Raw genomic sequence first — 6,643 nt, 5'->3', positions numbered from 1 at the left:
AAGAACTCGTGACTATCGGGTTCAAAGGCGGTGGGTCACACGAAGGTGAGTTCTACGGCATCCCACCGACGGGGAAGTCGGCGGCGACGACGCAGCCCACTCCCGGAATCATGTCGATGCGTGTTGAAGACGGGCAGTTCGTCGAAGGCTGGGCGACGTGGGACGCACTGGGCATGATGCAGGAACTCGAAATCGTCCCCAAAGACTTCAGTCAGGCCGTCTCCGCAGAGGACTGACCCAATCGATTCCGCTCAGCCGAACCGCATTCCGACCACGCGCCGATTTTTAGATGACGTCCCGCCGTTCCGTGTACGTCAGGGTCTGTTGGTCGGTCTGAATCGTCGTCTGAATCGTAATCCATCCATCCGATTGCTGGACGGCGAACGCCTCGGAGAACGAGAGTTCGACGCGTCTGGTCGTCGTGTACGACTCGCCGGCACCGAGGTCACCGACCGATTCGCTTCCGCGCCAAATCTCGTCGTCCGAGGCGGTGCTGTTGCCGGCGAAGATACGACTGTAGACGGTGACACCAGTCGCACCCGTATCCTGCCGGTTCGTCAGCGTACTCGTCACGTCACGGCAGGTCTGTCCGCACTCCTCGATACGGACGATGGTGAACGCGAACGGGTCGGCCGGTTCTGCCGTCGTCGCGGTACTCGTGGCCGTCGCGTCGCCACCGCTGGTCCCGCCGTCTGTCTCGCTGCCTTCGGTGCTTCCACTACCGTCACTCGTTGGCGTCGCCGTCTGTGTCGGGAACGGGTCGGCCGACTGGTCTCCGGCGTCTGACCCGTCGGCGAACGGGCCGATACCGGTCACGAACGAGACGCCGACGCCGGCGGCGACGAGGAGGACGACTGCCGAGGCAACGAGGAGGGACCGTTTCATGCGTACTGAAAGATACGTGTTCGTTTGGTGAGTAATCGTCGGTCAAAAAATCAGTTCTCGGCGTGTTGCGGCGACCCGGCGTGGTCGCTCACGACGGGTCCAAGCGCGCCATCGAGCGCACCGTCGAGGAAGTCGTTCACCGTGTCGTGGATGTCAGACACGAAGTCGGGGACCTGTTCGGGTAACTCGCTCGGCGGCCCCTGTTGGCCGACGTCGTTCGGGTTCGCGTTCGTCGTCGATTCGTCTGCGCCCGCACCTGGCGTCGCGGCGGCGACACCCGCAGTCGCAACGAGGACGGCGAGTGCGACGCCAACGATTGTTCGTAGCTTCATCGTGATTCGCTCCGGTCGCCACTCACGGCGGGACGATGATGAAGGGTGGAAACTGTGCGGGCCGATTTGCATCGGTTTCGGTGACCGTCGAACCGAATCAACGCGGATTATTCGCGAGTAAACCCGCGTTACTGGTTCAGTTCCTCGCGCATCGCGGCGAACCCGGCGTCGACGTCGACGTCCGCACCCTGTGCTTCGAGTGCCTCACCGAGTGCAGTCATGAGGAACGAGACGTTCTGTGGTTTGGCTGAGTAGCCCATACACCCGATACGGAAGATGTCGCCGGCGAGTGCGCCGAGACCGCCCGCGATTTCGAGGTCGTAGTGTTCGAGGACGTAGTCGATGGCCTCGCCTGCGTCCACGCCGTCGGGGACGAGAACGGCGTTGAGGCTCGGAAGCCAGTACTCGTCTTCGGGGTTCAAGCCGAGACCCATCGCTTCGACGCCGGCCTTGAGGGCGCTGGCGACGTTACGGTGGCGGTCCCAGCGATTCTCGATGCCCTCTTCGGCGACGAGTCTGAGTGCCTCACGAATCGCGTAGACGTTCGTGATGGGTGCAGTGTGGTGGTACGCCCGGTCTTCACCCCAGTAGCCTTCGAGCAGCGACAGGTCGAGGTACCACGAACGCGGTGCCTCCTCACGGGAGAGGACTTTGTCCATCGCACGGTCGTTGAGCGTCAGCGGACTCGCACCCGGCGGACAGGACAGACACTTCTGCGGGCCGGAGTACGCCACGTCGATGCCCCAGTCGTCGACTTCGAGTTCGACGCCGCCGAGCGACGTGACGGTGTCGGCGACGACGAGTGCGTCGTGGTCGTGGGCGATGCTCGTCAGTTCCTGGACGTGCGGTTGCTTGACGCCGGTCGAGGTTTCGGCGTGGACGAATCCGAACACGTCGGGTTGGTACTCGTCGAAGGCCTCTTGCACGTCGGCCGTGTCGAGGGGTTCGCCCCACGGCGCGTCGACGTGGACGACGTTCCCGCCGGCGCGTTCGGCCATCGACTCCATCCGGCCACCGAAGTAGCCGTTCGTCGGGACGAGCATCGTGTCGCCCGGTTCGACGAGGTTGCCGATGGCAGCCTCCATCGACGCCGACCCGGTGCCAGAGACGGGAATCGTCCACTGGTTGTCGGTTCGGAACGTGTAGCGCATGAGTTCTTGAACCTCGTTCATGATGTCGATGAACGACGGGTCGAGGTGCCCGACCAGCGGCGTCGACATCGCCCGGAGCACGCGGGGATGTACGTCGCTCGGTCCGGGGCCCATCAGCGTCCGATTTGGCGGCGTGAGTTCGCCGACATCTGGTGCATTCGGCATGGTCTACGATGACGTGCCTCCCCACTGGGCTAAAAACATAGGGAAAGCGAACGGAGTGCCGGTAGATACGCGAGAAAGACGTTCGAGAGTGAGCGCAGTCGCTGACGAGTCCGTCCCTCGTCGGTCGATTTACCCGGTGAGTCGCTCGGCCACTTTCTCGATTGGGTGTGGTGGCCGTGACGCGCCCTTGTCGCGGTCTTCGAGTTGTGTCCGACACGACGCACCCGGTGCGACCACCGTGTCGCCGTCACTGTCGTCGACCTGTCCGAACAGGATGCGGCCGATTGCTTTCGAGAGGTCGTAGTGTTCGGTCTCGTAGCCGAAACTGCCGGCCATTCCACAGCACCCCGAATCGAGTGGGTCCACCTCGTACCCGACCCGGCGCAGGACGCCGACGGCGTGGTGGTCTTTGTTCAGCGCCTTCTGATTACAGTGACCGTGGTAGGTCAGGGATTCGACAGCACCGCCGTCGACGACGGCCTTTGGGCCGCCCGCCGACTCCGCACCAGTGGCGTCGTCTCGTCCCTGAACCGGGAGTGCGTCGTCCAGTCGGTACACGTCGAGGAACTCCATGACGCCGTAGGCCGCCGCACCGACGTCTGTGACGGATGGGTGGTCGAGTAGGTCGTAGTACTCGTCTTGGAACATCACGGCGTCCGAGGGTTCGGTGAACACCACTGACCAGCCATCCTCGACGTACGGTGCGAGCGTCTCGACGTTTCTGGCGGCGCGACCACGGGCAAGGTCGAGGAACCCACCGGAGAACGCCGCGCGACCGCTGGGTGCGACGTTCTCGGCCAACTGGACGTGGACGCCTGCCGCTTCCAACGTCCGAACTGCCGCCCGGCCAATCTCTGGCGTGACGTAGTTCGTGTAGGTGTCGGGGAACAACAGCACCTTGTGTGTCGCCTCGTTGGCGGAGACAGCAGGGTCGTGCGACGCCATCCAGTCTTCGAGGGAGTGGCGGGTGAACGCCGGAAGGTCTCGGTCCGGCGCGATACCGAAGAGTCGGTCCATCACGGTTCGCGCACCCGGGATACTCGCCGCCCAGTTCGACACTGGTGCGAGTGCACTCCCGAGTTTCGCCGCGTTGTCTATCTGCGCAAAGAGGCGCTCTCGGAGGGACGACCCTTCTTCTTGATGGTGTTTGTGCTTGACCTCGGCTTTGAGTTTCGCGAGGTCCACGCCGGTCGGACAGTCGTTCTTACACCCTTTACACCCGACACAGAGGCCGAGAACCTCCTCTTGGAATCGGTCGGTGTAGAGTTCGTCTTCGGGTAGGTCGCCGCTGATGGCCGCACGAAGCATGTTCGCCCGCCCTCGCGTCGTCTCCGCTTCGTCTTTCGACGCTCGGTAGGTCGGACACATGGTGTCCGTCCCAGTCTGTCGGCACGTTCCGCACCCGTTGCACAACTCCACGAGGTGCGAGAATCCGCCTTCGTCGTCGAAGTCGAGGGCCGTCGTCGGTTCGAGCGACTGGTAGGACGCCCCGTAGCGGAGGTTCTCACGCATATCCGCCGGGTCGTCGTCACGGTAGACGACGTTCCCGGGGTTCATCTGCCAGTCGGGGTCGAACGCCGTCTTCAGTTGCTTGAACGCGTCCCAGAGTTCGGGACCGTACATCTTCGGGTTCCACTCGGTTCGCGCCATGCCGTCGCCGTGTTCGCCCGAAAACGCGCCGTGGTGTTCCAACACCAGGTCGGTCACGTCGTCGGTAATCGAGTGCATCGTCTCGATGCCGTCGGTGTCTTTCAGGTTCAAGATGGGCCGAATGTGGAGTGTGCCCGACCCGGCGTGGGCGAAGTACGCTGCCGACGTGCCGTGGTCGTCGAGTACGTCCTCGAACGACTGCACGTACTCGGCGAGTTCTTCGGGTGGCACGCTGGCGTCCTCGATGAACGGGTACGGTTTGGGGTCGCCCTGCAGCGACATAAGCAACGGAATCGCTGCCTTCCGGAGTTTCCAGATGTCGGCTTGTGCCTCGTCGGTGTACGCTTCGATGGCCTCGAAGGCGTTCCCATCGTCCGACCCCGACTGGAGGAAGTGGTCGTTGGCCGCTTCGATGGCCGCCTCGAAGTCGTCGTGGAGTTCCGAGTCGAACTCCAGCATCAGCGTCGCCGCCGTCCCGTCTGGGATTTGCTCGACGTACTGTGCGTACTCGCTCGATTCGCTAGCCATCCTGAACACCTCGTCGTCCATGAGTTCGACGGCGCTGGCGTCGAAGTCGAGGGCGTCGGGGACCGCCGCCATCGCGTCTATCAGGTCGTCGTAGGCGTAGAGGACGAGCGCAGTCTCCTCGGGAACCGTCACGAGCGACACGGTCGCTTCGACGACGACGCCGAGGGTTCCTTCTGCGCCGACGAAGAGTTTCGAGAGGTTGATGACCGTCTCACCCTCGTCGTTCTCGAAGACGACTTTGTGGAGGTTGTACCCCGAGACGGAGCGTTTGAGCGTCGGATACCGTCGCTCGATTTCGTCTTCGTTGTCCTCGACGAGTTGCCTGACGGTCTGATACAGTGCTGCCTCTCGGTCGTCTTTTCCGACGATGTCGTCCCACTCGTCGCTGTCGACGACCACGTCGCGCGTGTGAATCTGCGACCCGTCGGCCAGTATCACCTGCAACTCCTCGGTGTAGGCGTCGGTGATACCGTACCGGACCGAGTGCGCGCCGGTCGAGTTGTTGCCGATGCCGCCGCCGATGGTCGCGCGATTCGACGACGCCGGGTCGGGGGCGAACTTCAGACCGAACTCGGCGAGTCGGTCGTCGAGGTCGTCCTGAACGACACCCGGTTGCACCGTCGCACGTCGGTTCTCCGGGTCGACAGCCACGATGTCGTCCATGTACTTCGAGAAGTCGAGGACGACACACCCCGGGCCGACAGTCTGTCCCGCCAACGACGACCCGGCACCACGGGGGAGAATCGGCACGCTGTGGGTACCCGCGATTTCGACGGCTGCCCGCACGTCGTCGACGTCCTTCGGGATGACCACACCCGCGGGACGCGCCCCGTAAATCGACCCGTCGGTGGCGTACAACACCTGTGCGTACTCGTCGAACCGAACCTCGCCGTCGACGGCACTGCGCAGGTCGTCGGCCAATCCGGCGTACTCGTCTACGTCTACCACCTCGTAGTCGCGCGACTCCTGAAAGCGCTGGAAGTCGCTCGTGTCGTTCGCGTGTGTCGGTGCCGTGACTCGGTTCGTCTGCGACGCATCGCCACCAGCCATTATAATGTATAATAGTGTAGGACGGGAAAAATGTGTGTGCGTGCCGCCATCTTTGCCACGAGCGATACCGCCGGCGTACTGCGGACAGCAAGGTGGCGACACCGGTGTCGTCCCTTCGTTATGCCACCTCGGTCGCGGGCCACTCCTCGTTGGTGTAGGCCATCTCCCAGAAGGCGTGTTCGAGTCTCGTGCTCCGACGGAACGCGTCTTCCATCGCGTCACGCTGGTCGGGATACGCTTCGGCCATCGTATCCACAAACTCGCGCATCCACACGACGGCGTCGCGGAACCCATCACTCGTGTACTTCTCGATGAACGGTGTGTACCGGTGCTCGCCGTCGGCGAGTTCGGCCATGTGGTCTGCGACGTCGAGGTATCCCTGTCCGCACGGGTAGATTGCCGCCGCACCGACGGCGAGGGGGTGCTCGCGGGCGACCCGAAGCAGGTAGTTCGTGTACGCGACACAGGTGGGTGCTTTCTCGGTCGCCACGAGGTCGTCGGGGGACAACCCGTAGGATGCGGCGAACTCGCGGTGAAGGTCCATCTCGTCGTCGACGACTCGGTGTGCGACGCCGTAGAGGTGGGCCATCGTCTCTTCGTCTTCGGCTTTCGCTCCGAGAATCGCGAAGGTCCGTGCGTAGTCGAGGAGGTAGTGGTAGTCCTGTCGAACCCAGTGGAGAAACGCCGCTTCGTCGAGTGTCCCTTCGGCGAGTTCGACCACGAACGGGTGTCGTTTCTGTGCTTCCCAGTGGTCTGCACCGACGTCGAGGAGGTGGTCACTGAAACTCATCGGTGAATAGCAGTTCGTCCTTCAGACTATATAACTAATGAATACCACCAACTAATACACGAAGGAGAGAGGTCGAACCAACCTATCGCGGC

At 63.0% G+C, this 6,643-nt stretch carries 6 protein-coding genes; 1 reads left to right on the top strand and 5 read right to left on the bottom strand.

From position 1 onward, the window contains the following. On the top strand, positions 1–236 hold a 236-nt coding region (locus AUR66_RS08615; protein WP_197409711.1), incomplete at its 5' end, for an ester cyclase. A 49-nt stretch (positions 237–285) separates the two neighbouring features. Here AUR66_RS08615 and AUR66_RS08610 read toward each other — a convergent pair. The 5 genes from AUR66_RS08610 to tenA form a co-directional block, all read right to left on the bottom strand. Continuing rightward, complete coding sequence (locus AUR66_RS08610; protein ID WP_058572044.1) at positions 286–885, bottom strand: hypothetical protein; 600 nt, start codon at positions 883–885, stop codon at positions 286–288. A gap of 50 nt (positions 886–935) precedes the next feature. Further along, positions 936–1,217 carry a hypothetical protein gene (locus AUR66_RS08605; RefSeq protein WP_058572043.1) on the bottom strand — a complete coding sequence of 94 codons (282 nt, stop codon included), beginning with the start codon at positions 1,215–1,217 and terminating at the stop codon, positions 936–938. A 128-nt stretch (positions 1,218–1,345) separates the two neighbouring features. Continuing rightward, positions 1,346–2,482, bottom strand: coding sequence for a pyridoxal-phosphate-dependent aminotransferase family protein (locus AUR66_RS08600; RefSeq protein ID WP_058572045.1), 1,137 nt, complete (start codon positions 2,480–2,482; stop codon positions 1,346–1,348). A 180-nt stretch (positions 2,483–2,662) separates the two neighbouring features. Then, positions 2,663–5,761, bottom strand: coding sequence for an FAD-binding and (Fe-S)-binding domain-containing protein (locus tag AUR66_RS08595; RefSeq protein ID WP_058572042.1), 3,099 nt, complete (start codon positions 5,759–5,761; stop codon positions 2,663–2,665). A gap of 118 nt (positions 5,762–5,879) precedes the next feature. Continuing rightward, on the bottom strand, positions 5,880–6,551 hold the full coding sequence (tenA, locus tag AUR66_RS08590) for a thiaminase II (protein WP_058572041.1): 672 nt from the start codon (positions 6,549–6,551) through the stop codon (positions 5,880–5,882). Positions 6,552–6,643: the final 92 nt, after the last annotated feature.

It is taken from the genome of Haloferax profundi (assembly GCF_001469865.1).
GTDB lineage: Archaea > Halobacteriota > Halobacteria > Halobacteriales > Haloferacaceae > Haloferax > Haloferax profundi.
The sequence above is the reverse complement of the archived record's forward strand: the minus strand, read 5'-3'. Positions and strand labels throughout refer to the sequence as shown.